23 protein-coding genes are annotated in these 26,979 nt (G+C 61.5%); 13 read left to right on the top strand and 10 right to left on the bottom strand.

The genetic code is table 11. The features are described 5' to 3' along the window. Positions 1 to 252: 252 nt before the first annotated feature. The 3 genes from ada (at position 253) to alkB (ending at position 2,876) form a co-directional block, all read left to right on the top strand. Positions 253 to 1,386: a bifunctional DNA-binding transcriptional regulator/O6-methylguanine-DNA methyltransferase Ada gene (ada, locus tag AC2YJX_RS00735; RefSeq protein WP_487255403.1), complete on the top strand. Its 1,134-nt coding sequence runs from the start codon at positions 253 to 255 to the stop codon at positions 1,384 to 1,386. After that, a complete protein-coding gene (locus tag AC2YJX_RS00730; protein ID WP_487254955.1) occupies positions 1,383 to 2,138 on the top strand; it encodes a 2OG-Fe(II) oxygenase in 756 nt (251 codons plus the stop codon). The genes ada and AC2YJX_RS00730 overlap by 4 nt, the downstream gene beginning before the upstream one ends. Before the next feature lie 84 nt (positions 2,139 to 2,222). Then, positions 2,223 to 2,876, top strand: a complete 654-nt coding sequence (alkB, locus tag AC2YJX_RS00725) for a DNA oxidative demethylase AlkB (protein ID WP_487254954.1) — start codon at positions 2,223 to 2,225, stop codon at positions 2,874 to 2,876. Positions 2,877 to 2,890: 14 nt separating this feature from the next. Here the strand turns inward: alkB and AC2YJX_RS00720 are convergent, their stop codons facing one another. Then, positions 2,891 to 4,543 (bottom strand): DUF3592 domain-containing protein, encoded by a 1,653-nt coding sequence (locus tag AC2YJX_RS00720; protein ID WP_487254953.1) that lies wholly within the window; start codon positions 4,541 to 4,543, stop codon positions 2,891 to 2,893. Positions 4,544 to 4,791: 248 nt separating this feature from the next. After that, positions 4,792 to 7,128 carry a sensor domain-containing diguanylate cyclase gene (locus AC2YJX_RS00715; protein WP_487254952.1) on the bottom strand — a complete coding sequence of 779 codons (2,337 nt, stop codon included), beginning with the start codon at positions 7,126 to 7,128 and terminating at the stop codon, positions 4,792 to 4,794. Positions 7,129 to 7,264: 136 nt separating this feature from the next. On the opposite strand from AC2YJX_RS00715, the gene AC2YJX_RS00710 reads away from it, so the two are divergent. Continuing rightward, positions 7,265 to 7,747 carry an EVE domain-containing protein gene (locus tag AC2YJX_RS00710; protein ID WP_487254951.1) on the top strand — a complete coding sequence of 161 codons (483 nt, stop codon included), beginning with the start codon at positions 7,265 to 7,267 and terminating at the stop codon, positions 7,745 to 7,747. A gap of 49 nt (positions 7,748 to 7,796) precedes the next feature. On the opposite strand, the gene AC2YJX_RS00705 is transcribed toward AC2YJX_RS00710, so the two are convergent. The 3 genes from AC2YJX_RS00705 to AC2YJX_RS00695 form a co-directional block, all read right to left on the bottom strand. Beyond that, positions 7,797 to 8,405 (bottom strand): exosortase H-associated membrane protein, encoded by a 609-nt coding sequence (locus tag AC2YJX_RS00705; protein ID WP_487254950.1) that lies wholly within the window; start codon positions 8,403 to 8,405, stop codon positions 7,797 to 7,799. After that, a complete protein-coding gene (gene xrtH / locus AC2YJX_RS00700) occupies positions 8,395 to 8,916 on the bottom strand; it encodes an exosortase H (RefSeq protein ID WP_055394620.1) in 522 nt (173 codons plus the stop codon). The genes AC2YJX_RS00705 and xrtH overlap by 11 nt, the downstream gene beginning before the upstream one ends. 172 nt (positions 8,917 to 9,088) lie before the next feature. Further along, complete coding sequence (locus AC2YJX_RS00695; RefSeq protein ID WP_487254949.1) at positions 9,089 to 10,042, bottom strand: class I SAM-dependent methyltransferase; 954 nt, start codon at positions 10,040 to 10,042, stop codon at positions 9,089 to 9,091. 299 nt (positions 10,043 to 10,341) lie between these two features. Between AC2YJX_RS00695 and AC2YJX_RS00690 the strand changes: the two genes are divergently transcribed. Next, entirely contained in the window at positions 10,342 to 10,593 is a 252-nt protein-coding gene (locus AC2YJX_RS00690) for a GlsB/YeaQ/YmgE family stress response membrane protein (RefSeq protein WP_055394624.1), read from the top strand. A 76-nt stretch (positions 10,594 to 10,669) separates the two neighbouring features. Here the strand turns inward: AC2YJX_RS00690 and nudK are convergent, their stop codons facing one another. Both nudK and AC2YJX_RS00680 read right to left on the bottom strand, forming a co-directional pair. Continuing rightward, positions 10,670 to 11,290 carry a GDP-mannose pyrophosphatase NudK gene (nudK, locus tag AC2YJX_RS00685; protein ID WP_487254948.1) on the bottom strand — a complete coding sequence of 207 codons (621 nt, stop codon included), beginning with the start codon at positions 11,288 to 11,290 and terminating at the stop codon, positions 10,670 to 10,672. Next, complete coding sequence (locus tag AC2YJX_RS00680; RefSeq protein ID WP_158603809.1) at positions 11,287 to 11,451, bottom strand: hypothetical protein; 165 nt, start codon at positions 11,449 to 11,451, stop codon at positions 11,287 to 11,289. Before AC2YJX_RS00680 ends, nudK begins: the two co-directional genes overlap by 4 nt. 93 nt (positions 11,452 to 11,544) lie before the next feature. Between AC2YJX_RS00680 and AC2YJX_RS00675 the strand changes: the two genes are divergently transcribed. Next, positions 11,545 to 12,306 carry a DeoR/GlpR family DNA-binding transcription regulator gene (locus AC2YJX_RS00675; RefSeq protein WP_487254947.1) on the top strand — a complete coding sequence of 254 codons (762 nt, stop codon included), beginning with the start codon at positions 11,545 to 11,547 and terminating at the stop codon, positions 12,304 to 12,306. Between the two features lie 271 nt (positions 12,307 to 12,577). Further along, entirely contained in the window at positions 12,578 to 14,839 is a 2,262-nt protein-coding gene (locus AC2YJX_RS00670; protein ID WP_487254946.1) for a hypothetical protein, read from the top strand. A gap of 138 nt (positions 14,840 to 14,977) precedes the next feature. On the opposite strand, the gene AC2YJX_RS00665 is transcribed toward AC2YJX_RS00670, so the two are convergent. Further along, entirely contained in the window at positions 14,978 to 15,925 is a 948-nt protein-coding gene (locus AC2YJX_RS00665; protein WP_431152974.1) for a LysR family transcriptional regulator, read from the bottom strand. A 144-nt stretch (positions 15,926 to 16,069) separates the two neighbouring features. Here AC2YJX_RS00665 and AC2YJX_RS00660 point away from each other — a divergent pair, with 144 nt between their 5' ends. Both AC2YJX_RS00660 and AC2YJX_RS00655 read left to right on the top strand, forming a co-directional pair. Further along, positions 16,070 to 16,498 carry a RidA family protein gene (locus AC2YJX_RS00660; RefSeq protein ID WP_487254945.1) on the top strand — a complete coding sequence of 143 codons (429 nt, stop codon included), beginning with the start codon at positions 16,070 to 16,072 and terminating at the stop codon, positions 16,496 to 16,498. Positions 16,499 to 16,698: 200 nt separating this feature from the next. Beyond that, a complete protein-coding gene (locus AC2YJX_RS00655) occupies positions 16,699 to 17,508 on the top strand; it encodes a hypothetical protein (RefSeq protein ID WP_431152972.1) in 810 nt (269 codons plus the stop codon). Positions 17,509 to 17,782: 274 nt separating this feature from the next. On the opposite strand, the gene AC2YJX_RS00650 is transcribed toward AC2YJX_RS00655, so the two are convergent. After that, a complete protein-coding gene (locus tag AC2YJX_RS00650; RefSeq protein ID WP_431152971.1) occupies positions 17,783 to 19,246 on the bottom strand; it encodes a sigma-54-dependent transcriptional regulator in 1,464 nt (487 codons plus the stop codon). Then, positions 19,243 to 21,141 (bottom strand): sensor histidine kinase, encoded by a 1,899-nt coding sequence (locus tag AC2YJX_RS00645; RefSeq protein ID WP_487254944.1) that lies wholly within the window; start codon positions 21,139 to 21,141, stop codon positions 19,243 to 19,245. Before AC2YJX_RS00645 ends, AC2YJX_RS00650 begins: the two co-directional genes overlap by 4 nt. A gap of 187 nt (positions 21,142 to 21,328) precedes the next feature. Between AC2YJX_RS00645 and AC2YJX_RS00640 the strand changes: the two genes are divergently transcribed. From AC2YJX_RS00640 to AC2YJX_RS00625, 4 genes are all read left to right on the top strand, one after another. Beyond that, complete coding sequence (locus AC2YJX_RS00640) at positions 21,329 to 22,045, top strand: DUF4166 domain-containing protein (RefSeq protein WP_431152968.1); 717 nt, start codon at positions 21,329 to 21,331, stop codon at positions 22,043 to 22,045. 11 nt (positions 22,046 to 22,056) lie between these two features. Then, complete coding sequence (locus tag AC2YJX_RS00635) at positions 22,057 to 23,574, top strand: TIGR01777 family oxidoreductase (protein ID WP_487254943.1); 1,518 nt, start codon at positions 22,057 to 22,059, stop codon at positions 23,572 to 23,574. Positions 23,575 to 23,741: 167 nt separating this feature from the next. Beyond that, complete coding sequence (locus AC2YJX_RS00630; protein WP_487254942.1) at positions 23,742 to 25,400, top strand: RNA-directed DNA polymerase; 1,659 nt, start codon at positions 23,742 to 23,744, stop codon at positions 25,398 to 25,400. Beyond that, positions 25,393 to 26,940, top strand: a complete 1,548-nt coding sequence (locus AC2YJX_RS00625) for a DNA polymerase (RefSeq protein WP_487254941.1) — start codon at positions 25,393 to 25,395, stop codon at positions 26,938 to 26,940. Before AC2YJX_RS00630 ends, AC2YJX_RS00625 begins: the two co-directional genes overlap by 8 nt. Positions 26,941 to 26,979 lie beyond the last annotated feature (39 nt).

The following is a 26,979-nucleotide window of genomic DNA, read 5'->3' as shown; positions in this document are numbered from 1 at the left end:
ATTTGTGCCTTTTAGGCCTCTAGCGCTTGATGGGAAAGCGCCAACAGCAATTGAACTGAGAGCAAATTCAGCACTAGAACCACCTCGGTGCCGTGGCGCAGAATTCAAAAGCAAGCTTCGGAGTGCACACTGCGCACCCCATCCCTAGAGTGCATGGCATCGCAACCCCCTTGTGAGCCATCCACCATGAACCCGAACGCTATTCACAGCAGCGCCAACGACCTGGACCGACCATTTACCTACGCCGTCGCCATGCCCCACCGCACCACCCCCTCCACCAAGGCCGCACAGGCCGCAGCCACCCAAGCCGACCCGCGCTGGGCGGCGGTGGCGGCGCGCAGCGTAGCGGCGGACGGCAGCTTTTGGTATTCGGTGCAGACCACGGGCGTGTATTGCCGCCCCAGCTGCGCGGCGCGTGCACCCCGGCCGGAGAATGTGCGGTTTCACCACAGCTGCGCGGATGCAGAAGCCGCAGGCTTTCGCCCCTGCCAGCGCTGCAAGCCCCGGCAGCCCACAGCGTTGTCGCACCACGCCGCGCTGGTCACCGAGGCCTGCCGCATCATCGAAGGCGCTGCCGCCGGTGAAGCGCCCACGCTGGATGCGTTGGCCGCCCAGATGGGCCTGAGCCCGTCGCACCTGCACCGCATCTTCAAGCAGTCCACGGGCCTCACGCCCAAGGCGTATGCCGCCGCCCAGCGTGCGCAGCGCCTGCGCAGTGCGCTCGACAACGCACACACGGCCTCGGTGACGGACGCGATCTACATCGCGGGTTACCAGTCCAGCAGCCGCTTTTACGAACAATCGGCCCAGGTACTGGGCATGACGCCCAGCCGCTACCGCGCGGGGGGCGCGGCGCAAGACATTCGCTTTGCCATCGGCCAGTGTTCGCTGGGCGCCATTCTGGTCGCCCAGAGCGACCGGGGCATCTGCGCCATCTTGCTGGGCGACGACGCCGACGCCCTGGTGCGCGACTTGCAGGACCGCTTTGCACAGGCCCACCTGATCGGCGGGGATACCGCGTTTGAAGCGCTGGTGGCACAGGTGGTAGCGTTTGTCGAGGCCCCGGGCCTGGGGCTGAACCTGCCGCTGGACGTGCGTGGCACGGCGTTTCAGCAACGCGTGTGGCAGGCCCTGCAGGCCATACCCGCCGGGCAGACTGCAAGCTACGCCGAGGTGGCTCAGCGCATAGGCGCCCCCACCGCCGTGCGCGCCGTGGCGCAGGCCTGTGCGGCCAACGCGCTGGCGGTGGCCATACCCTGCCACCGGGTGGTGAAAAGTGATGGCGCGTTGTCGGGCTACCGGTGGGGCGTGGAACGCAAACGTGCGCTGCTGGCGCGCGAAGCAGCGCCAGAGCCCGCACAACCGCTGGCGGAGAAGGTGGCATGAGCTCTGGCCCGCTGTCTCTCCACCCCGATCCGCAGAACGACGACTGGGCGCAGCGTGCAGTTGCCATCGACTGGCCAACAACCACGGAGGCCCTGCACCAGCAAGGCAACGCGGTACTGCCGCAACTGCTCAGCGCCACCGAATGCGCCGCGCTGGCCCGCCTGTATGGCAACGCGGATGAGAGCACCTTCCGCAGCCGCGTGGTGATGCAGCGCCACGGCTTTGGCCAGGGCGAATACCGGTACTTCAGCTACCCGCTGCCCGGTGTGGTGGCCGGGCTGCGGGAGGCTCTGTACCCGCACCTTGCGCCCATCGCCAACCAGTGGAACACCGCCATGGGCATCGATGTGCGCTACCCCACGCGGCATGCCGACTTCATTGCCCGCTGCCATGCCGCAGGCCAGGTGCGCCCCACCCCGCTGCTGCTGCAATACGGCGCTGGCGACTACAACTGTCTGCACCAGGACCTGTATGGCGAGCATGTGTTTCCGCTGCAGGTAGCGGTGCTGCTGTCAGAGCCCGGGCGCGACTTCACGGGCGGCGAATTCGTGCTGACCGAGCAGCGCCCGCGCATGCAGTCGCGGGCCGAGGTGGTGCCGCTGCAGCGCGGCGACGCCGTGGTGTTTGCCGTGCACCACCGCCCCGTGCAGGGCACGCGCGGGCCGTACCGCGTGCAGATGCGACATGGCGTGAGCCGCTTGCGCAGCGGGCAGCGGCACACGCTGGGTGTTATCTTTCACGATGCTGGATGATGTTCCCCCTGTGCCGCTTGGCGCCTTCTCCTCCGGGGACGACGGCAGCTGCGGTCCACACTGTCGCCATGGATTGCCACCGTTATGAGCCTGAGCCTTTTCGACGACCCACCCCAGCCTGCCCAGCCGCCCGAGGTGCTGGAGCCCGGCGCCATGGTGCTGCGCGGCTTTGCGCTGGAGAAGGCGGCAGACCTGCTGCAAGCGGTGCAGCAGGTGACGGCACAAGCCCCCTTCCGGCACCTCATCACCCCCGGTGGCCTGCGCATGTCGGTGGCCATGACCAACTGCGGAAGACTCGGCTGGGTGAGCGACCGCAGCGGCTACCGCTACGACCCCCTCGACCCCGACAGCGGCCAGCCCTGGCCCGCCATGCCGCCGCTATTGCGCCAGCTGGCATTTGACGCGGCGCAAGCAGCGGGCTTCCCCGGCTTTGCGCCTGACGCCTGCCTCATCAACCGATATGCCCCTGGCACCCGGCTGTCGCTGCACCAGGACCGGGACGAGGGCAACTACGCGCACCCCATCGTGTCCGTGTCGCTCGGCATTCCGGCGGTGTTTCTGTGGGGCGGCGCACTGCGCTCCGACAAGGCGCGGCGCATTGCGCTGATGCATGGAGATGTCGTGGTGTGGGGCGGCCCGGCGCGGCTGCGGTTTCATGGGGTGTTGCCGCTACCTGAGGCTCATCGCCCGATGACAGGCAGCTACCGCATCAACCTCACGTTTCGCAAGGCGGGCTGAAACGCTCCTGGGCTCTACCGCCGATAGCCGGTCGCGGATGCGATGGACTCCAGCAACTGATCGGCCGCCTCGCGACCGCGTAGGCTGTCGGCAATGGCAATTTTTTTGCCGTTTTTCAGATCCACCTGCACACGAAAGAAACTCATGTGGCGGGTGCCCGTCTGGGTTGAATAACTCTCCTTGACGGCCAAACGCGCAATATCGCGGGCGGGCACGCGGTGCCAAGCCAGCCTCAGGCCCAGCAAGCGGCGCTCGGTCTGCAAGCCGTCTTGGTCCAGCTGCACGCGCAGGCTGTTGCACAGCGCATAAAAGCCCCACACCACCATGGCCCCACCCACGCCGCCAAACACCACGGGGAACAACGTTGGCGCCCCCATGCGGCCCGCCATCACGCCAAATCCGAGAAGAGCGCCGCCCATGCCCAGCCATACCAGGTTCTGGCGCAACAGCCGCCCATAGGGCAGATACAGCCGCACCCCGCCGGGGATGGGCTCCAGATCGCTCACTTCGTCCACCTGCGCGTCGCGCGTCTGTTGCTGCAGGGGGTGCTGCGCCGCGTCTGCCGCCAGGTCATCGGACGTTTCACCCGTGGCGTAAACCGGCACATCAAAGGTTCGCGCAAAGGCAAGGGCCGGGTCGGCGCTTTCAATGTGCACCCGCCATGCGTGGTATTCGGTGTCCACTTCTTGCGACTGCGGCAGGCCACGGGGCACGTTGAACCGAAAGCTGAGCTCCACGCCCTGCGCATGCGGCGCCACCTGTGCCACGCCCTCGGTCTGCCACACCACGCTTTCGCGAGACTCGTAGCCGCTTTTGCCGGCCGACCGCGTGCGGTAGTGCAACACGCAGCTCAACGTCACATCAAAGTGCAGCCCCGCCTGGAAGGGCACGCTAAGCGACATGGTGGCGCCAAAGTGCCCACCGATGGAGCCTGGAAAAGGGTCCAGCTGCAGGTACACCTCGCCATAGCGCCGAGCATCGAGCGTTGCGCGCACGGCCCACACCAGCAGGCCCAGGCCTACCAGCACAAACAGCGACACCGCGCCCAGGGCCGCGTAGTTCTCCGTGCGCAGCATCTGGGGCCCGCCACCAATGGCGGCTGGCAGTGCCAGCAGGTTCCACACCGTGGCAAAACCCCAGGCCACCCACACCTCCAAACGCTTGTGCGACCGGATGTGGTTGTTTGCCCACTCCGGCCGCGCCAGCCAGGGTTCCGCTTCGGTCTCGGGGCGCCGCGCAGCATCCTTTTTGCGCGCGTGCCACACATAGGCCAGCATGCCCACGCCAAAGCCGCCAAACACCAGCACAAACACCATCCAGAACGCCAGCAAGCCCAAGCGCAGGCTGCGGTCAATCACGGAATCCGACACATCCGAGGGGTTGACCCAGGCCTGCACGGTCTGGCCGTTGCGAAGCGCGCGCTCCAGCCGCGCACCCAGCTCCTGATTGAAATCGCCGATGTTGTCTGAGCGCTCGTTGATGGCCACCCTTTTGCCGTGCACCTCTTGCCCCGCCACCTGAAACCGGTAGCTGGCCGTCACGCTGTAGGTGTTGGAGTTTTTGCTGCGGCTGGTGTGCAGCTTGGCTGACAGCAGCGTTGCCTCCACAGGCTGCCAGGACTGCATGCGCGTCCAGTCGTACAGCGTGGGCAGCACGGCCAGCAACAAGGAGCCGACGCCTACACCAGCAAATGGCAGCGCAAACAGTGCCAGAACCCAGGTGCCTGCAGACCGTTTGCGGTGTTTATCCAGTGCTTCCGTACGGGTGTCGACTGCTAGCGGGTGATTTTTGCCATGGTTTGCCATTTGCTCTTGCCGTTGCATTGGGGTTTTCCCACGGCAACGCCCCTCATTCATTAGTTTGCGAGATGCTGATATTCACATTTACCTTCACATTCACATCTCAGACCGGCCCATCATGCACTTTGCATTTCTACCAGGTGAAACCGGTCCCGGCCTGAGGCCTTGGCTGCATACAAAGCGGCATCCGATTTTTCCAGCAGCGCCTTTGCGTCCGCATCTTCTTTGGGGACGCCGGTCACCACGCCGATGCTGGTGGTCACCTTCAGACTCAAGGTCTCATCAAAACGGGCAGAACGGATGAGATCCACAATCTTTTCTGCCACGCCCTTGGGAGCATCGCGATCAGCAAGGTGCTCCATCACGATCACAAACTCATCGCCCCCCAGTCGGTACACAGAATCCGTGACACGAAGCGTTTTCTTCAATCGATCAGCGAATTCGATCAACACCCCGTCTCCGACGCCGTGGCCGTATTCGTCATTGATCTGCTTGAAACAATCAATGTCCAGAAACATGATGGCAATGGCAACACAGGTTCTTTGCGATCGCGCTATCGCCATGGGCAGGGCTTCGTGGAGAGCCGTTCGGTTGGGAAGCCCTGTCAAACCGTCTTGCCGCGCAAGCTGCTCCAGTTTTTTTTCTATGGCTTTCGACTCGGTGACATCAAGGGTCAAAGAAAAAACACCACGAACGCTATTATCTTGCGCAATATCTGGCACATAAATCGTGCGAGTGAATCGCTGCTCGCCCTGCAGATGCAATTCTGAATCAAATTCCACCCGATTGCCTGCCATGGCGGATTCAATCATCGACGCCCTGTACAAATACCTGTCCGCCCCAAGCACATTTCCCAAATGGGTTCCTATTATCTCCTCTGGCTGCACCCCTAACCAGGCACCCACGGTCGCATTTGCAAAGGCAATTCGATTGTTACTATCAAAATAACTGATCAGCGCAGGGATATTGTCCGTAATCGTCCGCAAAAAACGCTGGCTGGTTTCCTGCTTATGCAATGCGGCGGTTAGCGCGGTGGTGTCAAAACTCATCGCAAAAACACCTTTGACCTTGCCATCGGGCCCGATGTCGGGAATGTAGTGGGCTTGGTAAGTGTTATGGACCTCTCCACTCTTGGTACTTCCCAGCCTTTCTGCAAGCACACTTTCACCTGCTAAAGCCTTCTGCAGATGGGGCGCCACCTGAGCGAACAACTCGCCACCCCGTATGGACTGCACGCTGCGTCCGATCAAATCGCCGCTGTCAGGATACAAGTCCCTCACACGGGCGTTGATAAACGTGTAGCAATAATTCGTATCCACATGCGAAACAAGCGCCGGAATGTTGTCGATGATGGTGCGTATTTGCAGCTCAGCGGCTTTTTGCTTGCGCATCAATTCGTCAAACGTCTTGGCCAGTGCTCCAATTTCATCCGGATGGTAGACGAGTTGGTCCAACTCTTTGGTCGAGTCCATGTTCCGCATACGCTCATGCAGCACACTGAGTGGCTGCAATTGCCGCTGTATGACTGCCGCCGCCAACAGGCCTGCAAGCACTGACAAGAGCAACGCGCCCAACCAGGCATTTTTTTCGATGGCATTCAAAGGGGCGAACGCCTCTGACGCTGGAAAAAAAGCACCCAGTACCCAATCAGTTTCCCTGGTTCTTTTGAAGGCATACAGGCCCGGAATTCCTGCTCTGGTTGCTCCGGTGGTGGTGCCTTCAAACCCTGCAATGGCCCGTGCAGTTACTACATTTGCACCGCCTTGCGCATCTACATGCTGGAGAATTCTGGATTTATCAGGCAAGTCAATAATCAGTCCCCGCGAATTCAAAATAAAGAGATAGCCGGTGTTGCCGAATTTCACTCCTTGCAAACTATCCAGAAAACGTTGATCCTTCAGGTTGATGGCACCATAGAGAAGATAGCGCAATGACCCATCTTCATTCCACACCGGCTCCATCATGGTGACTTGTGGAAAACCGGTATATCTGTTTTTATAGGGCTGAGAAATAATCCCCTTCGCCAACCTTAGAGACTCTGTGAAATACTCACGGTCTGCGACATTCACCGCCCCGAATGCCACTGTACCGCCGAGGTTGGCAACCACATTCCCCTTGGGATCAATCAGTGAAACGTTGTCGAACAAATCCCTTAAAGACTGGAATTTTTCAATATAGGACTGCAGCTTCACTGGCTCGCCGGGCGGCACGGCCCCAAAACTGGCTGACAGCGTCTTGAGGAGGGTGCGACGGCTTTGAAATTTGAGGTCAATCGCGTCGGAAATGGTGGACAGCCTCTGAAAAAGGTCCTCCGCAATGGACTTTTCAAGCTGCTGCCGAACGTAGTAGAGAGCAATGGTGGCAATGGCAAAGGTTGCCAGCAGAACTACGGCGGCAATACCCCAGCTCAAACGCATCTTGAGGCTCAGGCGCGAGTTCAGGTGAAATGGCATAGGGAAAAAAAAGCGGCCCACCACCGCATGAGCGACTCAGAATTTCTGTATAGCAGAGGTGTACTACCGCAGAGCCTTCGTGGCGGAGAGTGCTAACCCCCAACCGGCCGTTTCCCCATCTTTGCCAGAATGCCTCATGTCCACACCCGCAGCCCCCACACCACGCTATTGGCTCATGAAATCCGAGCCCGAGGAATGCTCCATCGACGACGCCCTGGCCGCGCCCAATGCCACCGTGCCCTGGACGGGCGTGCGCAACTACCAGGCCCGCAACTTCATGCGCGACGACATGCAGGTGGGCGATGGCGTTTTGTTCTACCACTCTAGCTGCCCCGAACCAGGCATTGCCGGCCTTGCGCGCGTGGCGAGCGGCACACGAACCGACCCGACGCAGTTTGACCCCGCCTCGCCGTACTACGACCCCAAATCCCCTGCCGACAAACCCCGCTGGCTGCTGCTGGATGTGCAGGCGCAGCGCAAGACACAGGTGGTGGGTTTGGCGCAGCTGCGGGAGCACCCGGATCTGGCGCAGATGCGGGTGCTGCAGCGCGGAAACCGCCTGTCCATCACCCCCGTGGAGCCCGTCGAGTGGGCAGCGATCATGGAGATGCTGGGCTGAGCCACAGGCTTGCCCTGCTTTGCCCCCGCCCTGGGGCCTCCCCGCTTTACTACGGCCGCTGAACGGCCACGGCGGCACGCGCCTGGGCGTGGAGCTTGGCCAGGAACTCCCGGTCCAGCAACAGCCACAGCATCACCGGGGCCAGTGCGGTAAAGATGAACAGATTGAAGTGGTACAGAAATGCCACCACGTCGGCCACCCACCCGGGCAGTCCCGTCTGCACAAACACCTCAGGCCCCGCCCGGTTGAAGACATCGTTGCACCACTGCAGGGCCACGTTGAGCGCCTGGATCGGCAGCATGGCCAAGGAGCCTATGAGCAGCTTGCGCCCCCAGTGACGGGGAAACGATGCCAGCACCAGCGCCCAGAAGATCACGATGCCGTAGCCCAGCAAGCGGTAGTCCACCAAAGGCGCAAGCTTGCCCGACTTGAACTGGCCGTTTTGCACGGAGACCACCTTGAGCGTGGTGTTCAACAACGCCGTGGTCTCTTTCTGGGTGTAGCTCAGTGCCCAATGGAACAGAGTGGAAGCCGCCTCGCCCGCCATGAAGAACACGGGCTTGGACAGTTGTGGCGACAGGTAGTACCACAGCGGCATCAGGCACAGCAGGCTGACAATGGCAACCAGCAGAAAACGTCCGACCGAACTAAGCTGCATTGGCGAGGGGGGGGTGAGGGGGTGAGGGAGGTTGCTGGCGGGCGATCCAGCGAATCCAGAGCATCCAGACCACCAGCACATCCAGCATGATGAGCGCCTGCCAGAGGTACAGGTGGGCAAACTCGAACACGGTCATGTTCCACTTGCCCAGGTAGTACAGGCTGATGATGCGCAGCAGGTTGACGACCTGCACCGCCGCAATGCCGATGGCGATGCCGGCGAGCTTGTGTTTCCAGCTGGAAGGAAACGCGATCATGCCGGCGATAAGGATGATGGCCGCCTCCACGCCGTTGCAGCCCGCCTCGATGGACACCGCAAAACCCGTGGCCTTGCTCATCAGGATGCGGCCATGGTGCGCCACATCCGAGTCCAGCGGGGTCATCAGCGCTGCGCTGGCGGTGGCGAGCAGGCTGGTCCAGGGCTCGATGGCGACCCGTTGCACCTCATCGAGCATGTCGATGCGAAAGAGGACCGCCAAGACGGCGATGAAAATCAAGAAAAATCGGACCATACGTCGATGAGAAGAACCTGGTGAAGCGCGCACCAACACGCCAGGAATGCGCCAGGCGGCGAGGCCGTGAGAACGTGGGCCTGTGGTTCACACAGGCGCCGCAAAGAATATCAGAAGCTACCCATAACCCACAAAGCCCAAATGGCACTCGCAAGCGGCCCTGAGAACCTGTTCAAAGGTTCGGGGCGGCGTACACCAGCACCTTGAGGGCGCGCTCGGGGTCCACATCCGCAAACACAGCCGGGTTGGCCACCCGTTCGACAAAGTGCAGTTCAGGCGCCAGCTCCTGCATCTGCTCTTGCAGGAAGCCCACGCACAGCTCGGGCGCGTTCAGACACAGCAGTGCATGCCCGCCGGGTGCCAGCAGGTCGGGCAGGCGGCGCATCAGCCGTGCGTAGTCCTTGGTGGCCACGAAGCTGCCCTTTTGGTAGCTGGGCGGGTCCACGATGACCAGGCCATACGGCCCGCTGCGGGTGATCTTGCCCCAGCTGCTGAAGATGTCGTGCGGCAAAAACGCCGCGCCCGTGGTGATGCCGTTGAGCTGGTGGTTTTGCTGCCCGATGCCGATGGCGCCATGGCTCATGTCCACGTTGACCACGTGCCTGGCGCCCGCCTGCAGCGCCACCACCGAGAAAGCGCAGGTATAGGCAAACAGGTTGAGCACCTTCAGGCCGTAGCGGTCGGTGCTGCGGGCGGCCGCGTGGTCGCGCACCCAGCGGCGGCCCTCGGCCATGTCCAGGAACAGGCCGTGGTTTTGCCCGCGCAGCACATGCACGCGATAGCGCGCGCCAGCCTCCTTCACGATGTGCGGGTCGGGCACGGCGCCGGTCATCAGCCGTGTTTCGCTACGGCCCTCCATGCGCAGGGCCTCGCCCCGGTGCTGAAAGACCCAGCTGAGCGGCTCGCCAGCCGGTGCGATCTGCGCCCAGCGCGCCTGCAACGCGGCGCCGATGGCGGCCAGGTCTTCGTCCGTGGCGGGTGCGAAACTGGTCAGTACGAACACCGGAGGGTAGGCGTCCAGCGACCATTGCTCAGAACCCGGATGCAGCCCGCCCCGCCCGTGAAAGACGCGTTGGGCCTCAACGGGCAGGGGCATGGCGGCGATGGCGTCGAGCAAAGCTTGCATGGAGGGACGGGGGCGGGTTGGAAAAACGAGACTATGAGAAAAAATGGCCGCTGGCGCTTGAGGGATAAGCGCTGTTAGCTACTGAAATAATAGCACCATCCATTATCGTTCCTGCAAGGACCAAGGCGCCGTGACGATCCGCGCCACCATCGCCTCGCGAGGGACATGAAGGCCATTCTCAATGGTGCGCAGTTGGCCTGCAAAGACCTGGATCCTGCGTGTAAAACCGTGGTCAGAAATGCAATTACAGTCGCTGCCGGGCCATCGGTGCGGCTTGACCATCATCACAAAGGAATTCCATGTTTTCCATTCTCGGAACCATCGTTGTCGGCTTCATCGTCGGATTGCTCGCGCGCGCCTTGAAGCCGGGCAATGACAAATTGGGCTTGATCATGACCACCGTTCTCGGCATTGCCGGGTCGCTGTTGGCGCGCTATGTGGGAGTGGCCATGGGCTGGTACGGGCCCAACGCGTCCGTCGGCTGGATCGCATCGATCATCGGCGCCATCGTGCTGCTGGTGATCTACGGGCTGGTGAAGAAGAAGGCCTGATGCGCGGCGGCGTATTGCCCGGCGGCACACCGCGATAGGCATCGCAGGCCTTAACGCCTGCGCCGCCCGCATGTCCTCATCCCGCCGCCTCCTGCAGCATCAACGCCACATGCTGCAGCAGCATCACCGTCTTGCCGTCCTCGATCACGCCGCTGCCAATGCCCGCCAGGGCTTCGGCCAGTGGCATCTCGATCACTTCGATGTCCTCGCCCTCGTGGGCGAGGCCACCTCCGGTGCGGATGCGGTCTTGCGGTTCGTATTCGGCGACAAAGAAGTGGAGCTTTTCGGTGACCGAGCCGGGGCTCATGTAGGCCTCGAACACCTTGCGTGGCTGGCGCACGCGGTAACCGGTTTCTTCCTCGGCTTCGCGGCGGATGCAGGTTTCGGGGTCGTCCCCGTCGAGCAGGCCGGCGCAGGTCTCGATCAACATGCCGTCGGCACTGCCGTTGAGGAACGCCGGCAGCCGGAACTGGCGTGTGAGCACCACCGTACGACGGCGCGGGTCATAGAGAAGCAAGGCCGCGCCGTTGCCGCGGTCATAGGCTTCGCGGCTCAGCGTCTGCCACTGGCCGTCTCGGCGGTGCAGGTCAAAGGTCACCTTGCGCAGGGTGTACCAGTGGTCGGACAGCACCTCCACCGACTGCAGCTTGACCTGCTCGGTACTGGCAGGCACCGGTGCGGGCACGGGGCGGCTCACAGGCTTGGCTCCGTTGCGGGAATGGCGTTGGCAGCGCAGGCGTGCTGCCGCAGCGGCCATTCATTCACGGGGTGCACCACGGGGTCGCCGTCGGTGCCCGAGAGGTAGGGGCCAGCAATAAGCACCAGGAGCGGAGGGTTTGGGTGGGTGGGGGTGGACATGGTCTTGCAAATTTTTAATCGTGCAATATCATGCACAAACATGCAAATTCATGCAACCCTGGTTTTGATCCATGGTTGCCCCGCTTCACGCCCATGCTCACCACCCAACGCAAACAACTCATCCTGGAGCGCCTGCGGCAAGACGGCCAGATCGTGGCCAAGGCACTCAGCGAGGAACTCGGGATCTCGGAAGACACCGTGCGGCGCGACCTGCGCGAGCTGGCGGCCGAGGGCCAGCTGCAGCGCGTGCATGGCGGCGCCCTGCCCGCATCAAAGGCCGTGGGCAACCTGCAGGTGCGCGAGCACCTTGCCACCGACGACAAGCGCGCACTGGGCCGTGCCGGCGCGGCCCTGGTGCAGCCTGGCCAGGTGGTGATCCTCGACGGCGGCACCACCTCGCTGCAGGTGGTGCAACACCTTCCGCGGGACCTGCGCGCCACCGTGGTCACCCACAGCCCCAGCGTGGCTGTGGCGCTGGCGGACCACCTGCAGGTAGAGGTGCTGATGCTGGGCGGCCGCCTGTTCCGCCATTCGATGGTGAACGTGGGCGCCAGCGTGACCGAAGCCGCCATGAGGCTGCGCGCAGACCTGTACCTGATGGGCGTGACGGGTGTGCATGCCGACGCCGGGTTGACTACCGGGGATTTTGAAGAGGCCGCCGTCAAGCGCACGTTGCACGCGCGCGCTGCAGAAACCGTGGTGCTGGCCTCCATCGACAAACTCGGAGCCGCCTCCCCCTTCGGCATCGCGGCGCTCAAGGAGCTGGCCACACTGGTAGTGCCAGCCGCCACGCCCGCCAAGCTTGTCGCCAGCCTGCGAGTGGCGGGGGCCAAGGTCGTCAGCGCCCGGCCGTGATGGCCGTCTGCTTCCCCGACAGGAGCAGCCAACAGCATGGCCATGCCGAACTCGAAGGATTCCCCAAATTCGTGGCCAACGGTCGGATGCGCTGCTTCAGGTTGGTGATCAGCCACATGCCTGAAAAACCTCGTGTGTTCATGCCACGCACACGACCCATGCAAGCTTTGGACTGTTCGACGCGACCCTCTGTCGCTAGCCTTCGGTTCTTCCCAACACCGGCTGACAAGCGCGGAGCAGCGCCCACCAAGCCGACTACCAGGAGAACCTCATGGACATCAAAGTCAATCAACCGCTCGGTCCGGATCAGACGCAGCAGCAGCCTCGCAAGGTCCCGATGCGCTTTCGCACACGCACAGCGCTTGCGGGTGGGCGTAGGCCAGGGGGGGCTTTTTTCGGTAGCGCCGAGCACTGGTCGATCGTGGATGGGCTCAGGCTCACGCTGGCGGATGGCAGCTCACACGATGCCGCTCATCTCGAATTCACACTGGAAAACGGCTGCCGACTGAGTTTCGGCCAGATCGTCGCGCTGGCTGGCGATTTTTATGCCCTTGCGCACAAGCCCATCTCCGATCAGGCGGACAAGCCCGCTGCGTTTCGCGAAACCTTCGCCACGCTCGACAAGGCAGACCCGCAGGAGGTCAAAAAAATTCTGGGAATCATGGAGGAAGAGTTTCAGGCCATCGCCAACGCGATCGCGAAGGGCGAAGACCCCCACGAAGCTTACGCACGCAACAGCGACCACTGGGACCTGCAATACAACGTCGCCACCGGAGGGGCTGACAAAAAAATCTATCCCTATGACACCAGTTTTTGGGGCCGCTACATGTGGATTGCCAGCTTCAACTGGGACCACTTCGGTGCCCACGCCCACGATGTCTGCCGCGCAGGTCTTCAAGTAGCAATGGAGACCGCCGCTTCAGCCAGTGCCCAGCAGGGACTGCATCGCAGCAACGGACTGTTGAAGGCGTATGCGTACCTGGCATTCGCCAGCCACTATCTGACCGACGGTTTCGCCAGCGGACATCTGCGCACGCCGCGGCGTCACCTGCACGACTTCCAGAGCTCTCAGACCCATTCGATCGACTTTGCGCCGGATGCATGCGCCAAGGCGATGCATGACGAGGACGGTTTCAACGGTTTGTGGGTAAGCAATGCGGCTGGCGACCACTGGATCGCCTACGGCGATGGGCGCTACTTTGACGCCGTGAATGCGGCCAACCGCAATGTGATGCGCGCGGCCCTTCGCGCGGCTATCGCCGATGTATATCGCGCGTTCACCGATGGCAAGGCCGTGGCCGCTCCCACTTACCTGCGACTTCTTCCCAAGCTCCCGCTCGACCCTCAGGCTACCGACAATTTTTCACCACTGTTTGTCGCAAAACCGGGTGAAGCCTTGGCTCGGGTACGTGTTCCAACTGCAAACCCCAATTCGCGCGAATGGATGCGCGCGGGAATACTAGGCGTCGCGCCTTGGTGGGTACTGGCGGCAGATCTCAATGGTGCGCTGCGCCCCCCAAAAATTGGCGTACCACCCGGCAAAGGCCAGGCCACAGGCCCAAACACCGGTTCTGGCAGCGCCACAAACTGGATAGTGCAAGCCCGTCTGCTGGAGCGTCAGGGCAAACCGCTGACCACGCAGTCTTCACCTGCCATCGCCGAGTTCAAGGGTGAACGGTGGGTGTGCGTCAAACAAGGAAACCAGTTTTTGATCGGGCGCCACCGCACGCAGTGGACCGACTTTCAACTGCTGAAGGTGTCCGGCGACCCGGTGCAGACATCCACCCCTGCGACACTGGTTGTTCATGGCGACGTGCTGCATTGCTTCTATGCCGACTTCGAGGGCTGTCTACAGTGGCTGCAATGGAACGGCGACCGTTGGATGAAACATGGCACCGTGCAAGTCAACGGCAGTGCCGCCAAAACCGATCGCGCCCCTTGTGCGGTTTCACTGCCCAACGCACGCCACCTCGTGCTGTTCTTCAAGGGATATCGGTCCAGTGACCTCTACTACGCATGGCGCTTTGAAAAGCAAACCAAGTGGTTGGGAAACACACCGGTTCAGACGGGCCAGGGCTACGCAGCAATGACAGATGAACAGCCTTGCGCTGCCTGCACGCGCGAGGGTGCTTTCGTGTACTTCCGCGCCCATGGCGGACGCAGTGTGTACTCCATCTGGGTCAGCGACAACGACCCCGCTAGAAACTTCTACTTCTACGGCAACGAGCCCATCCGCCTGATCGACAAAAGCGTCGCGTGGACGTCAGCAGCCGTAGCGGCTGCCGCACACCCCACTGACAGCCAGGTGTTGCTGGTCGTGCCGCACGATGACAACGCACTTCGCAGCATCACCCAGCAGACCCTTGGCGACACAACACAACGCCAGTACCTTCCTGGTGATGTAGATGCAGCTGACGGCGAGCAGCTTTTAAGCAACATCACCCCTGCCCTGGCCCTGATTGATGGACGCTACTGGATGTTGAGCGTGGAGCCAGAGGGGCATCAAGTGATGTTGAGCTTCGGGCAACCTTAGCCCTGATGCAGTGCGGCACCCAGCGGCCATGAAAACTGAGCGCCCTTCTCCATGGCCGCCGTGGTGCCAAGGCAAGGCAGCGTCAAAAGTGTCCTCTTGCAAAAAGCGCAGCAGCTTGACCTGCATGGGCGGTGGTGTTCAGTCCGCTGCCCGGCTGGGCCGCTTGCGCGGCGGGCGCACCGGCGGCGCATGCTTTGCCATCAGCGCCGCCACCCAGTCGATGAACACCCGCGCCTTGGCGCTGACATGGCGATTGGGCGGATAGGCCACGTACAGCGGCATGGGGTCGAGCGCCCAGTCTTCCAGAAGGGGCACCAGTTCGCCGCTACCCAGGTGCGGGCGAGCCATGTAGTGCGGCAGCCAAAGAACGCCCATGCCGGCCAGCCCGGCCGCGAGGTAGGCGTTGCCGTCGTCGACCGCCAATACATAGCGGCCCTGCACCTGAATGTCCTCGGCGCCACGCCGCATCGCGTAAGGAAACGTCTTGCCCGTGCTCGACCACAAAAAGCCCACCACGCGGTGGTGCGAATCCTCCAGCTCGTGCGGGTGTACAGGGCTGCCTGCACGACTCAGGTAGCTGGGCGCCGCGTACACGCCCAGCTGCAGGTCGCCCACACGCCGCGCAATCAACGACTGGTCCTGAATCTCGCCCCCGCGCACCACGCAATCGACGTTGTCGCCGATCAGATCCACCATGCGGTCGCTGACGCCCATGTCGAGCTGAATATCGGGGTATTGGGCATGAAACTCCGGCAGGGCCGGCACCAGGATCAGCCGGGCCAGCGGGCTGGGCACATCCACCCGCAAGCGGCCCCGGGGCGCGGCGGACGCGCTCGACAGGCTTGTCTCGGCATCGTCCATGTCGGCCAAGAGCCGCACCGCGCGCTCGTAGTACGCGGCCCCATCGGCCGTGACCTGCACCCGCCGTGTTGTGCGGTGCAGCAGCTTCACGCGCAGCCGCGCCTCCAATTGCTGCACCAGCTGCGTCACCGTGGTCTTGCTCACGTGCATCGTGTCGGCCGCCTTGGTGAAGCTGCCCGATTCGACCACCCGCACAAACGCCTGCATTGCATCGAACCGGTCCATGGCGCTCCTGCCTCGTCAAAGATTGTTTGGAGTTTACAAACAGTGATGGACAGGCTTGCCCGTTTATCTGCCGGGGGTACGCCGATAAATTCCTTTCAACAACAACCCAAGGCCCCTGCGGCCTACCGAAAGGAAAACACTCCCATGGCATCGACGCACACATCCCCTCGCGACGTGGTCTTTCCACCCGGGCGCCAGGCGCTCTACGAAAAGAACCGCTACTCGCCCGCCATCCGCTCCAACGGTTTCCTCTTCGTCTCGGGCCAGGTGGGCAGCCGTCCCGATGGCTCGCCGGAGCCCGACTACCAGGCCCAGGTGCGGCTGGCGTTCGACAACCTCAACGCGATCCTGCAGGCCGCTGGCTGCACGTTTGGCGACGTTATCGATGTGACGGTGTTCATGGTGGACCCAGAAAAGCATTTCGAGGCCGCTTGGGAAGTCGTGGGCGAGTATTGGGGCCATGCGCCGCACCCCACGCTCACGGGCATCGGCGTGACGTGGCTGTATGGGTTTCAGTTCGAGATCAAGGTGATTGCGAAGCTGCCCGAAGGCGCGACGGCTTTACCCGCGTAGTTCGCGCTGCCACGGTGGCAGCCGCGCAACTCAAGCTTTGGGGCCTGGCCGAACAAGCCTCTTCCGTGTAGGAGACCGGGGCGAATGCACGGCGCCCACGCGCCACCGACGGGGCAGCCGCCTACATGGCAAACCAGTGCGTCACCGCTACGATGGACGCCCCTCCATCCCCACGGCTTGCCCGCGCCGCCGCCCCACCCATGCGCAATCTGATCGACGTCAGCTCCTGGTCTACCCTGCTCAGCACGCTGGTGGGCATGCTGGTGGCCACCTTGGTCATGGTGGGTACGCGCCTGGTCTTCATGCAGACCATGCAAAAGCGCCGGGAGCGCGAAAACCGCCAGATCAACGAACGGCTCAAGACACTGATTGCGGCCTACAAAACGCTAGGCGGCTCGTTCACCGGTCAACTGCAGGTGCACCCCACGCACATGCGCGACCTGCGGCGCCAGCAGGTGCAGCACAGCGGCGTGCAAGTAGCGGTGGCGGTGGAGGACCCATCCGACACCGACGCCCTTCACACCGATGCCGAGGCGTTGTCCCCCGCGCCCGAACTGGCCAGCACCGAACGCCAGCGCCGCATGCGCGATGCGGTCGAGGCCGCGCTGTCTGACGTGATCCTTCTCGGCACCGAAGAACAGGTAGAGCTGGCCGCCCGCGCCGCGCAAGACATGGTGGCCGGGCGCAGCATCGAAACCGCGCAACTGGTCATGTCCCTGCGCCACTTCATCCGCGCGGCGCTGGACCTGGAGCCGATCCCCGCCTCGGTGGCCATCCCCAATCAGGGCCCGCTGCGCCCGCCCGGCAGTGCGGGCGGTGCCGCAGGCAGGCGCGCGGGAGCGGCTGGCAAGGCCGAGGCTGGTGGCGGGCGCGGTGGTGGAGGTGCTGGTGGCGGAGGTGGCGGAGACGGGGCCGGTGCAGGCGGTGCCGGCCTGGGTGCCGTGGCGGTGGGCGCTGGCGTGGGATCTCGCAGTGCCGACGCCGAGACGCAGGAGGGACCTGGGCGCTGACCTGCTTTTCGGGCTGACAGGTCGGAACGCTCATGGCAGATGCGATGGTGAGGGCGGCACCGGCGAAGCGCAACGCGTGTTCATCGCCAAGTTCGAATCGAATTGGCGCCTAGCGCTTTATACATAAGACTTTATTGCTATCGTTAATATAGCAATCGGCAATTTACTGCTTGGGGAGCACCGTGTGCAGCCCAACTCGTCGAGGGCAGTTCCGCAAGTGCAGAGGAACATGTCATGCGCCACGGCGCCCATGCGCGCAGTCACGCCCGCAGGCTCACTTCAACCCCAGCCGCGTCAACTTCTTGATCAAACCCACCCGAGAAATCCCCAACCGCCGTGCCGCCTCCGACTGGTTGCCCGCCACCGCCGCCATGGTGTCGCGCACCATGCGCACTTCCAGCTCCATCAGCGCGGCGTCCAGCGGGCCGGTGCTGCCAGGCGGGGCCAGTGGGGTGGTTTTGAGGTTCGCTGCGGTGTCGCTCGCGTCTGGCATATCGCCGCTGGCCAGTTGCAACAGCTCGGCGTCCACCTCGCGCTGGTCGGGCATCAGCAAGGCCCCGGCAGACTCCACCACGGCCTTCAGCTCGCGCACATTGCCCGGCCACTCACGCGCCATCAGCCACGCCAGGGCGCTGACCGACAGGCTGGCACGGTGCGCCACGCGGTGCAAAAAGCGCGTGGCCAGCAGCGGGATGTCGGCTGGCCGCTCTGCCAGCGACGGGGTGCGCAGCACCACGCCTTTGAGGCGGTAGAACAAATCCTCGCGGAAGGTGCCCTCGCGCACCATCGCTTCCAGATCTCGGTGGGTGGCGGCCACCACGCGGGTGTCGGCGCGCTTGGGCACACGGCCGCCCACGGGCACAAAAGTGCCCTCTTGCAAAAAGCGCAGCAGCTTGACCTGCATGGGCGGTGGCATTTCGCCCACTTCGTCCAAAAACAGCGTGCCGCCGTGGGCAGCCTCCACTAGGCCGGGCTGGTCGCGGTACGCGCCCGTGAAGCTGCCCTTCATGTGTCCAAAGAGCTCGCTCTCCAGCAGCTCGGCCGACAGCGCGCCGCAGTGGATGGCGACAAAGGCCTCGCTGCGGCGGGCGCTGCAGGCGTGCAAGGCACGCGCCACCAGCTCTTTGCCGGTGCCCGTGGGGCCCAGCACCAGCACGCTGACGTGGGTGGGTGCCACGCGGCGTACCAGGGCGCGGAGTTGCACCGTGGCCGCCGCCTGTCCCACCATGCCCAGGTCGTCCAGCGACTGCCCTGCGCGCAGGGTAGCCAGTTCGGCATCGAGACGCGCCTTGCGCAGCCCGCGTGCCACCACAAACCGCAGCATGTCGGGGTCGATGGGCTTGGTCAGAAAGTCCCAGGCGCCCAGCTCAGTGGCGCGCAGGGCCAGCGCGTGATCGCCGTGGCCGGTCAACACAACCACCGGCACGCGCGCAAAACGCGGGATCAGCTCCAGGCCGATCTCTGGGTCCATGTGCGGCGGCATGGCCAGGTCCAGCAGCACCAGTTCGGGCTGCTGTTTGGCAAATGCCGCCAGGGCCTGATCGCCATCGCCCGCCAGCGTGACGGTGTGGCCCAGGTTGCGCAAAAAAACGCCGCCCAGCCGCTGAAAAGCCGCCTCGTCATCCACCAGCAACACATGGCCGCTGACATGACCGCTCATCGGCTCGCTCGCTGGCGCGGCGTCTTGCTCCGCATACGGCTGAGCGTCGGCTGCGTTGTCTGTGGTGTTGGCGGTCATGGCAGTCGTTGCGTCGTCGTCAAAGGAAAGCGCAGCGTGAAACACGTGCTCCACGGCGGCCGTTCGGTGAGTGCTACCGAGCCACCATGCGCAGCCATGATGCGGGCCACGATGGCCAGGCCCAGCCCGGTACCACCGGGGCTGCGCGATGCAAAAGGCTCGAACAGGCGGCTCTTGATTTCGTTCGGCACGCCGGGGCCTGCGTCGCAGATGTGCAGCAGCACGGCGTCGTCGGTGGTTTCTGCGTCGATGTGCACGGGGCTGTGGGTTGCGGCCGCTTTGGCATCTTCCACACCATCGGACTCCCCGGCCTCGGACGCCATTGCAATGCGTGCGTTCTCCAGCAAATTGGTCAGCGCCTGGTCCACGCGGCGCGGGTCGGCCTGCAGCACCAGCGGCTGGGCCAGGCCCGCGCCCAGGCTCACCTGTGGCAGACGCTGTGCCGCGTTGCGCACGTGGGCGGCCAGGTCCAGCTCACGGGGCACCAGCTTCCAGGGCTTGGCAAAGTCCAGCAGGTCGTGCGTCAGGTTGGCAATGCGCGCCACCTGGTCGGCCACCTCGCGCCGCGTGTCACTGGGCGCGGCGGCCACGGCCATGGAGATGATGTTGAGCGGGTTGCGGATGTCGTGCGCCACCGTGGCGGCCAGCGCGCCCAGCTCGGCCAGCCGCGCCTGCAACTGGCGCTCGCGTTCACGAGCGGCAAACTGCTGGGCCTGCTCCACGCGCGCCGCCGCCTCAGCCACCACCGTGCCAAACAGCTCGGCCACATGGCGCGGCCCGGGCGGTGCGGCGTCCCAGCCGTGCAGCGTGGTTTGCCAGCCTTGCTCGCCGGGGGTGTACACCAGCTGCGGGGTGCTGCCGGGTAGCGCTGATGGCGGCGATGACGTTGAGGGTGTTGTTGATGCGGATGGAGCGCCAATCTGCACCTCCACCTGCGTGCCAATGCGTGCACTCAGCAGCGTGGCGGCCTGCTGCGCCAGGGCCTCGGGCGTCTCCGCCGACAGCAGCGCGCTGCGCCACGCACCCAGGTCGGCAATCGACACCTCGCCCCCCGGGTACACCAGCCGCTCGGCCACGCGGCGCACCGGGCCGTTGAGCGCCAGCACACTGGCCGCTACCGCCAGCCCACCCAGCCAGCGCGACTCAAACGGCAGCAGCGGCGTGAGCGCCAGGACCACCGCCCCCAGCGCCAGCAGCAGCGCCCACACCAGGGCGCGGCGAGCCCAGGCGTTGGCCACAAACACGCCATAACGCAAGATGCCGTAGACCAGAATCAACGAGTACAGCGGCAGGCCCAGCAGCGGAAACGGGTAAATCGGCAAATCCAGCACCGCAATGCCGTAGCCCGCCAGGCACAGCAGGCCCCACAGGCACGACGCGGTGACGGCGGCAATCTGCCGAAACTTCTGCCCGTCGCCCGACCGGCGTGCGCGCAGCAGTGCATGCAGCAGCACCGCCACCCCGCCAATGCCCAAAATGACCCAGGCCATGCTGGCGACCGTACCCACCGGGTCGGCCACCGCAATGAGGCCAATGTCGCGGTGCTCAACCAAGTGCCCCGGCACCAGGATGATGGAAACCACCGTGGCGCCCCCGCCCAGCGCATAGGCCGCCGCAACGCCCCAGCGCCCCAGGTCCACACGGCAAAACACCGTGCAGAAATGAAAGAACAGCGCAGAGGTGAACGGCGCCGTGGCCAGCAAGCGTATCGCCACTGGTTCGGTTTCAGGCCCCAGCCAGTTGGGCAGCTCGTTGCCCACCATCCACAGCGAAATGCCGATCAGAAACGCCGCCAGCAACCGGGCCCCCGCCACGCGGTCGGCCCAGGCCAGCAGCAGGGCTGCCAGCACCAGCGTTTCGAGCACCGAAAACCCGAGGACGGCGTGGATCAGCATGTACAGACGGTGGTGGTGATCATGGCGTGACCTGTTCCTGGCGTTAACGGTGGGGGCTGCGCGCACTGTAAACCAAGTATGCAGGTCAGCACGCAAATTTCAATGAAATCAAGCACTTGCAGCAGCCACTGAGGCTGGCCCGGGTTTCGCAATAGGGAGTGCAACCGCCACTCTTGCAAAGCCCGCCATGTTTGCCCTTTTCACCCCAGCGCCCCGCCACTGCACCGCCAACCCAGCGCAACCCAACCCGGTACTCGACCTGCCCGCCCTGGCCGGCGCCGCAGCGTGGGCACGCCTGCCGGCCGCGGTGCAACGCCGCTTTGGCACCGCGCACGCTAACGTCAGCTACCACGGCCACATGGACCTGCGCTGCTCGCTGATCGGCCACGTCTACGCCGCGCTGACCCGGGCCTGGGGCGGCCCGCTGACCCACATCAACACCACCGCCCTGCCCGCCACCGTGAACGTTAGCCACAACGGGCGCGGCGGTGTGGTGTGGGAGCGGCGCTTTCACACCGGAGCCGAAACCGAAAACGGCACTGACAACGGCGCAGACCGCACCGTGCGGTCCACCAAGGAACTCGGCGCCGACGGCACCCTGCTGGAGCGCACCGACGGCGGCCTGGCCATGTCGCTCGATGTGCTGGAAGAAGACGGCGCACTGGTGTTCCGCAGCCGCCGCTTCTGGTGGGTGCTGGCAGGCCTGCGCATCCCCGTGCCGACCTTGCTGACGCCCGGCACCTGCCGCGTTGCCCACACCGACCTGGGCGCAGGCCAGTTCCGCTTCACGCTGAGCATGGTGCACCCGCTGTGGGGCGAAACCTTCCACCAGTCCGGCGTGTTCACCGATCCCGTGACCGACGACTGCGCCGACCCCGCTGGCACCCATTCTTCTACCCACTGAGGGCACACACCATGACCGCCATGAACACCATCTTCCTGCTGCTCTCCATCCAGGCCGCCTTGGGCGCGTTTGACAACCTGTGGCACCACGAGCTCGAAGCCCGGCTGCCGCAGCGCACCTCGGCACGGTATGAACTCTCGCTGCACGCCGCACGCGAGGCCATCTACGGAGTCGTCTTTTTCGGCCTGGCCTGGTTTGAATGGCGCGGCGCCTTTGCCGCCGTGCTGGCTGCCCTGCTGCTGATCGAGCTGGGCATTACCCTGGCCGACTTTCTGGAAGAAGACCGTACCCGGCGCCTGCCGCCGTTCGAGCGCGTGCTGCACACCGTGCTGACCATCAGCTACGGCCTCTTCCTGGGCCTCATCGCCCCCGTGCTGTGGGCCTGGGTGCAGCAACCCACCGCCATGGTGCTAGCCCCGCACGGCTGGGTGTCGTGGCTGTTCACGGCCTACGCCGTCGGCGTGTGGGCCTGGAGCCTGCGCAACACGCTGGCCGCCATCAAGCTCTACCGCACGGCACTGCCTGCGCAGCCCAGCGCCCGGCACACCCATGGCCTCCAACCCCAGCCCGCCACCCTGGTCACCGGCGCCACCGGCTTTGTGGGCAGCGCCCTGGTGGCCGACCTGGTGCGCGACGGCCAGCGGGTGATCGTGCTGACCCGCGACGCCCTGCAGGCCCGCGCCAGCTTTGGCCCCGGCGTGTGGGTGGTGGACACCCTGGACGCCATCCCGTCTGAAACGACCATCGACGCAGTGGTCAACCTGGCAGGCGCTCGCGTGCTGGGCATGCCGTGGACCCAGGCGCGCAGACGCCAACTGCTGGCCAGCCGCGTCGACACCACCGTGGCCGTCGTCAGCCTGATGCGCCGCCTGCAAAAGGCCCCGCGCGTGCTGGTCAGCGCATCGGCCGTGGGCTTCTACGGCGCATCGCCCAACGCGTCGATGGAGCCGCTAGACGAAACCGCCCCACCCCGCCCGGGCGAATTCCAGTCTGACCTGTGCGCAGCCATCGAACACGAGGCCCGGCGGGCAGAAGCGCTGGGCGTGCGGGTGGTGCGCATGCGGTTTGGTGTGGTGCTGGGGCACGGGGGTGGTGCCTATCCGATGCAAGCGTTGGCCGCACGCCTGGGTCTGGGCGCCGTGTTGGGCCACGGCCGACAACCTGCGCCGTGGATTCATCTGGCCGATGCGGTGGGGCTGGTGCGATTTGCGATGGAGCACCAATACCTGCAGGGTCCCGTCAATGCCGTGGCGCCTGATGCGGTGACGCAGGCTACGTTTGTGCAGGCGCTGGCCGAGTCGTTTGGCCGACGCGCCTGGCTGCGCATGCCGGGGTTGCCGTTGCGAGCCCTGCTGAGAGAAATGTCTACCTTGCTGCTTGACGGGCAGAACGCCGTGCCGGTTGCGGCGTTATCGAATGGCTACCGATTTGAGCACCCGTGGCTGAGTGGCGCGCTGGCAGACCTTGCGACGACTGAAAGGCCTGACGCAGGTTTCGCTCGCCAAAATACTAGTCAAAAAGGCCTATAGCGCTTATTCGAAAAGCTCTGACAGCTATTAAAACTGTAGCATTCGACAATCAAGTCGTATGCAGGCTTTAACGATAGCGATCGTCTACGTCCGTAAACACGCTGCATATGGCCTATATTGCCGTAACGTAACGATATGTTTTGATCAAACGGAAGAGCGTGACGCAAATGAGCCACTTCAATGAACAGCGACTGACTCTAGCTTTCCCCATTGACACAAGGGCCGTAACGGCTCACATGAGCCAAGATATGCGGGACGATTGGTTTACTGACGCGTTAGAGCACAGGGACTTATTAAATCACCCCGATGCGTTAATGGAAATCGTCGCTGATTTGGTCACAGAGGGAAACGGCCGATACGAAGGCACAAAACGAACGATTTGCGATATCCCCAAAAAAGGGCTAGGCATTCGCTATTCATTGGAGACAGATTTTTATGACAGGTTTGTATATCAGGCTATATGTACTTACCTTATCCCATATTTTGACCCCTTGCTTTCGCCGAGAGTACTCAGCCATCGATTTAACAAGCGCCGAGCCGCAGAAAAATATCTATTCAAAAACCGAATAGATCTTTGGCATACCTTCGAGGGCGTTACGTACACTGGTATTTCTAGCGGGCAATCATTGCTCGCTACTGATTTAATTAACTATTTTGAAAATATATCAGTTGAATCCATAAAATCCAGCTTTGAAGGTTTACTGCCGTACGTGCAAGCAGACGGCCGAGAAAAAGTATTAATCAGAAATGCCATTAACACACTATGCGATCTTCTTCAAAAATGGGGTTATAGTGATAAACATGGTTTACCCCAAAATAGAGACCCATCTGCATTTATTGCAAACATTGTTCTCAACACCGTTGATAAAAAAATGGTCGAAATGGGCCATGACTACTACCGGTATGTAGATGATATACGGATCATCTGCCCGGACGGTAACGCAGCGAAAAAAGCACTCATCACCCTCATCGGTGAGCTTAGGCTTATCGGCATGAACATTAATTCAGCAAAAACGAAAATTCTCGACGCTCACACTTCAAATCAATTAATCGCTGAGTTTTTTCCTGCGACTGATGATCGAACGATCACCATCGATAACATGTGGCGCTCCAGAAGTCGTCGAGTTATCGCGAGATCCGCAAAGTATATAAGTCAGATCATCATTGAATGCATCGAAAAGAAAGAAACTCAATCGCGCCAGTTCAGATTTGCGACAAATAGACTTTTACAACTAATCGACGCCAAACTTTTTGACATTCAAACATCGTGCGGAATTAATTTAACAAACACTATTCTCGACTGCCTCGAGAATGAGCCAGTATCGACAGATCAACATTGTAGGCTACTAGCTGCATTGCCATGGCCTGAAAATACCACCGAGAGACTTGCCGATTTTCTTTCGAATGAATCAAAGGCCATCCATCCATGGCAGAATTACCAGCTATGGTTGTTGCTTGCACGAAAAAATATTAAATTTGAACCGCTTATAAAAACGGCCATATTCCAACTCGAAACCAATTTCGACTCTCCCGCGACCTCTTCAATTTTTGTCTACCTTTCATGTATTGGCGAGAAAAATAAATTGGTACCGTATGTCCAACTATTTTCGAACGACTGGCCTTACAAGCATCAGCGACATTTTTTACTTGCAACCCATGATTTGGACAAAGAAGTTCTATGGCCCTTGCACAGCAAGGTGGGGATAAAAGTAAGAAATACCGCACGAAGGGGCGCCGCGTTTTTCAACACTGATGGACACCCTCTAGCCACGAAAGAACCCCTAAATATTTTGCAGCTTTTTGACGAAGTCAATGCTTATGACTAACAGGCAAACCAAAGCATTTCTATTTATTAAAGATTATGCGAACAATGGGCAAGACAGGTATTTTTTATTCCACGAAAAATTGGATGAGGTAGATCAAGCTACCATCCTAGATGAAAAATCCACGCTAATCTGTCATGACTCATGGCTTATTTTCTCGACTTTTGCAACCTCAGGAAAATTCCTGCCTCAAAATATCATTGATGCAGATGATTTTCAAGCGGCAACCACGGGAGGTAATTTTGCCCGACGAGCACGCGAAAAACAAGACATTGGACGTAGATTGCCTGATTTCCCAGAAAAAGAACTCGCGAGTCATTATTTTAAGATATTCAACAAATCTGCACCGTTTGATGAAAAAATCTACTCTGCCTTTGGAGCCGCACTGCTTGATTACTGGAAAATCTTAAAGCAAGCCGCTTTGGAAAAGAATGAACTGGATAGATATCTACTGATAGAGCAGCCTGTTTGGAATTACGTAGCCCGATCTGCCGCAAAAGGAATCTCTATCGATGTTGACCGGCTGGGCATGCACAAGAAGAAGATGGATCATGACTATTACACAGCTCTCAAGGAATTTTCGAATAATTATAATTTTCCTTTAGAGATTCCACATGATGAGGATGTTGTAGATTATCTAACCTCTCGTGGATTTGATTTTTCTGGAATAGATGTTGATTACATGCTTCGCTTCGTCCCGATGCCTGACAATTTTGCAAAAGACCTGCTTAATTTAAAAAAACTCGCCTTATCTCGGGGGGTTCTAAACGCACTTCCAGTAGGACAAAAAAGAGCCTTCCCAATGGTCGACACCTTTGGGTCAATTACGTCAAGAATTTATTATAAAGATCCCGCTCTGCAGAATCTCGCGAAGCGTCACCGTGATATTCTGGTGCCAGAGGTTGGTACAGAATTTTGCTATGTTGATTACGACCAATATGAAGTCGGGATCATGACGGCTCTCTCCGGAGATCCTGCAATGCGCCGATTTTACCTAGAAGGCGATTTATATGAAGCTGCCGCAGAAATACTATTTCAAGATGCATTGAGGCGAAAGCAAGCCAAGAGACTCTTCCTTTCCTACGCATATGGGATGAATTTCAAAGCACTGATTCAGGCGGCAGAAGCAGAAGGTGCCCCACGCAAAGCAGCCAAGGATTTTTTTCGCCAGTTTTCGAAATTTGAGCAATGGAAAATTTCAGTGCATGCAAGTTACTTAAGTAACAATCGCATCGGCACATCTCTTGGCAACTACCGTTATCGCGATAAGCCGGGACCGCTGACGCCTAAAGAGGAACGCTCAGCCATAAGTCAAGTTGTGCAAGGAACAGCATCTCTTATATTTAAAAAGGCTCTTTTAGCAGTTAGCAAATTTCATACGACAGAACTTATTCTGCCGATGCATGACGCAATGTTGCTACAAGTCGAGAGCGGTTTTGATGTTTCAGTTTTCCCTGAACTTCTTGGAGACGTGATGTTCAACCATTTCGATGGAGAAATCATTGGAAAAGTGTCCTTAGACGACTTCGCACCAGTCAGTTAAACGTTGAGACCATTTTCTTTTATTACTGCATTTTTGCCA

It is taken from the genome of Acidovorax sp. SRI_002 (assembly GCF_057586455.1).
Note: the sequence above shows the minus strand (reverse complement) of the source record. Positions and strands in the feature narration are given on the sequence as shown.

What these genes read in the sequence shown, in the direction of transcription:
- AC2YJX_RS00655 (WP_431152972.1), top strand. Translation starts at nt 16,699, where the DNA reads ATGCGCAATCTGATCGACGTCAGCTCCTGGTCTACCCTGCTCAGCACG.
- AC2YJX_RS00640 (WP_431152968.1), top strand. Translation starts at nt 21,329, where the DNA reads ATGTTTGCCCTTTTCACCCCAGCGCCCCGCCACTGCACCGCCAACCCA.
- AC2YJX_RS00690 (WP_055394624.1), top strand. Translation starts at nt 10,342, where the DNA reads ATGTTTTCCATTCTCGGAACCATCGTTGTCGGCTTCATCGTCGGATTG.
- AC2YJX_RS00730 (WP_487254955.1), top strand. Translation starts at nt 1,383, where the DNA reads ATGAGCTCTGGCCCGCTGTCTCTCCACCCCGATCCGCAGAACGACGAC.
- AC2YJX_RS00665 (WP_431152974.1), bottom strand. Translation starts at nt 15,925, where the DNA reads ATGGACCGGTTCGATGCAATGCAGGCGTTTGTGCGGGTGGTCGAATCG.
- AC2YJX_RS00675 (WP_487254947.1), top strand. Translation starts at nt 11,545, where the DNA reads ATGCTCACCACCCAACGCAAACAACTCATCCTGGAGCGCCTGCGGCAA.
- AC2YJX_RS00660 (WP_487254945.1), top strand. Translation starts at nt 16,070, where the DNA reads ATGGCATCGACGCACACATCCCCTCGCGACGTGGTCTTTCCACCCGGG.
- AC2YJX_RS00625 (WP_487254941.1), top strand. Translation starts at nt 25,393, where the DNA reads ATGACTAACAGGCAAACCAAAGCATTTCTATTTATTAAAGATTATGCG.
- AC2YJX_RS00710 (WP_487254951.1), top strand. Translation starts at nt 7,265, where the DNA reads ATGTCCACACCCGCAGCCCCCACACCACGCTATTGGCTCATGAAATCC.
- AC2YJX_RS00635 (WP_487254943.1), top strand. Translation starts at nt 22,057, where the DNA reads ATGACCGCCATGAACACCATCTTCCTGCTGCTCTCCATCCAGGCCGCC.
- AC2YJX_RS00645 (WP_487254944.1), bottom strand. Translation starts at nt 21,141, where the DNA reads ATGCTGATCCACGCCGTCCTCGGGTTTTCGGTGCTCGAAACGCTGGTG.
- AC2YJX_RS00705 (WP_487254950.1), bottom strand. Translation starts at nt 8,405, where the DNA reads ATGCAGCTTAGTTCGGTCGGACGTTTTCTGCTGGTTGCCATTGTCAGC.
- ada (WP_487255403.1), top strand. Translation starts at nt 253, where the DNA reads ATGCCCCACCGCACCACCCCCTCCACCAAGGCCGCACAGGCCGCAGCC.
- alkB (WP_487254954.1), top strand. Translation starts at nt 2,223, where the DNA reads ATGAGCCTGAGCCTTTTCGACGACCCACCCCAGCCTGCCCAGCCGCCC.
- AC2YJX_RS00670 (WP_487254946.1), top strand. Translation starts at nt 12,578, where the DNA reads ATGGACATCAAAGTCAATCAACCGCTCGGTCCGGATCAGACGCAGCAG.
- AC2YJX_RS00715 (WP_487254952.1), bottom strand. Translation starts at nt 7,128, where the DNA reads ATGCCATTTCACCTGAACTCGCGCCTGAGCCTCAAGATGCGTTTGAGC.
- AC2YJX_RS00695 (WP_487254949.1), bottom strand. Translation starts at nt 10,042, where the DNA reads ATGCAAGCTTTGCTCGACGCCATCGCCGCCATGCCCCTGCCCGTTGAG.
- AC2YJX_RS00680 (WP_158603809.1), bottom strand. Translation starts at nt 11,451, where the DNA reads ATGTCCACCCCCACCCACCCAAACCCTCCGCTCCTGGTGCTTATTGCT.
- AC2YJX_RS00630 (WP_487254942.1), top strand. Translation starts at nt 23,742, where the DNA reads ATGAGCCACTTCAATGAACAGCGACTGACTCTAGCTTTCCCCATTGAC.
- xrtH (WP_055394620.1), bottom strand. Translation starts at nt 8,916, where the DNA reads ATGGTCCGATTTTTCTTGATTTTCATCGCCGTCTTGGCGGTCCTCTTT.
- AC2YJX_RS00650 (WP_431152971.1), bottom strand. Translation starts at nt 19,246, where the DNA reads ATGACCGCCAACACCACAGACAACGCAGCCGACGCTCAGCCGTATGCG.